Below are 1,798 nucleotides of genomic sequence, written 5' to 3'. Positions count from 1 at the left end.
TGGCCACCGAGATCGAAATCGCATGGGGTGGGGCATGCCCCACCCCATGCGATCATCTCAATCTACACCAGAAATTACACCACGAGCGCGGACGCTAACGATTTCAGACAATTCCTGGTGTTGGGACAATCACGGCGCTGTCATTTTACAGCGCCGTCGGAGACCCATACCGATTTAAGAACAATCGGGATGTCAGACCTTATCTCGGCCTCACGCCGAATTTATATCAATCCGGCGTCACTGCGCGCCGTGGCCGGATTAGCCGATACGGAAACAAGCTGACGAGGTCGCACCTAATCACGGCAGCCACCGTGCTGCTTCGCACAATCAAAACCGAAAGTTCGTTGCGCACTTGGGGCCTGCAACTGGCAACCAAGATCGGATTTCTTAAAGCTCGTGTTGCGGTGGCAAGGAAGCTTGCTGTGATCATGATGGCAATGTGGAAGACGAGCACCACGTTTCATCCAGATGAATCGAGACCACGGTTGCTCCACCCGGAGCAGGCAGGCTTGGACCCCGTACGGATTTCTGGGAGCACGATCCCGTTGTAGGTAATTGGGCCAAGCCTGCCGTCTGATCCCGCTTCCGGCGGCCTTCTGTAGGACGTCGAGCCACAGTGCGACCGGCTAGGCCGCAATCGCACGATCCTCTTCGAACGTAAACGCGCGAGGCGTTGCGACGGCGTGCCCCTCAAAATTTCGCGTAATCTCGACCGCAATCAGGCTGTCACCGGGGAAGGCCGGGCTCAACTCCAAGGTGAGGTAATCGAACAGAGCGCGCTCGTGGACCGCGATGATGACCTGCCGATCCATGCTTTTCGACAATGTCCGCAGCAAAGCTGCAAACTGCGCAGTGTGGACATCGTCCATCGACTGAACGGGGTCGTCGAGTATGAGCCAAGGCATCTTAACCGGTACCGAGAGGTGAAGCGCCAAAAACAGCGTCAGCGCAGCAGTATTCAGATTGCCCTGACTAAGCATCGCGCCGGGGGATCCGGAAGCCTTGCCGGACCGATGCAATGTTTCCAAAACCGCTTCCACCTTACCGCCTGAGCCCGTCGGCAATCGAAAGCCTGGGACGAACTGTTCGGACGGAGCCAACCGAACGAACAAATCGCGCCAGATCTTATTCAGCGACTTGCTGAAAACCTTCTTCACTATCTCCGAACGAACCGAATCAGCGGCTTCCGACACCTTCTTTGCGTGCCCCCTGCTGGTCTCAACGTTCTTGAGCGCCTTCTCGACATCGGTCAGTCGCTTACCATCGCGGTCTCGCTCGGACTGCAACGTCCGCAGCTTCTCCAAGTCGCGTACGCGGCTATCCAGTTCGGCAAGCGCCTCGATGCGAAGTAAGCTCACCCGCTCGGCCGCTGCAATCTTCGCTTCCACAGCCCGAACGGCCTCATTGAGTGCGTCTTCTATTTCTGGATACGCGCTTGGCGATTGACCCAATGCGGCTTGGATCGCGGTTTCGATATCGGGAAGCATCGATACCGACAGTTCGTCCCGGCGCCTCGCGAGCACCAAGGTTTGGCGGGCGCCAGCAGATGCGGTAAGCAGACGGACGCCTTCTTGAGCTGCCGCTTCAAGATTTCGCAGTTGTTGGGCCAAGTCAGCCATCTGCGCCTTACGGACCGTATATGCCGCAACATCTTCAGCGCTGAGTTGGCCATTGCCCGCTCCCAGAAGATCGCGCTGCGCTTCGGACAAGCGGGCGCTTTCTTTTGCTCGCTCGGTTGCAAGGGTGTAGTTGCCCCTTAATTTCCGGACAGTTCCTCGGTGGTTGAACGGTTGATGTA

At 57.4% G+C, this 1,798-nt stretch carries 2 protein-coding genes; one reads left to right on the top strand and one right to left on the bottom strand.

Annotated features, from left to right (window positions below; genetic code table 11):
- Positions 1-110 precede the first annotated feature (110 nt).
- Positions 111-551, top strand: a complete 441-nt coding sequence (locus AX692_RS20810) for a transposase (protein WP_081095535.1) — start codon at positions 111-113, stop codon at positions 549-551.
- A 75-nt stretch (positions 552-626) separates the two neighbouring features.
- On the opposite strand, the gene AX692_RS12005 is transcribed toward AX692_RS20810, so the two are convergent.
- A partial coding sequence (locus tag AX692_RS12005) for a hypothetical protein (RefSeq protein WP_230959890.1) occupies positions 627-1,798 on the bottom strand: 1,172 nt, incomplete at its 5' end.

The sequence above is a fragment of the Erythrobacter donghaensis genome (assembly GCF_001557325.1).
Taxonomy (GTDB): domain Bacteria; phylum Pseudomonadota; class Alphaproteobacteria; order Sphingomonadales; family Sphingomonadaceae; genus Erythrobacter; species Erythrobacter donghaensis_B.
This window is presented reverse-complemented; position numbering and strand designations above follow the sequence as displayed.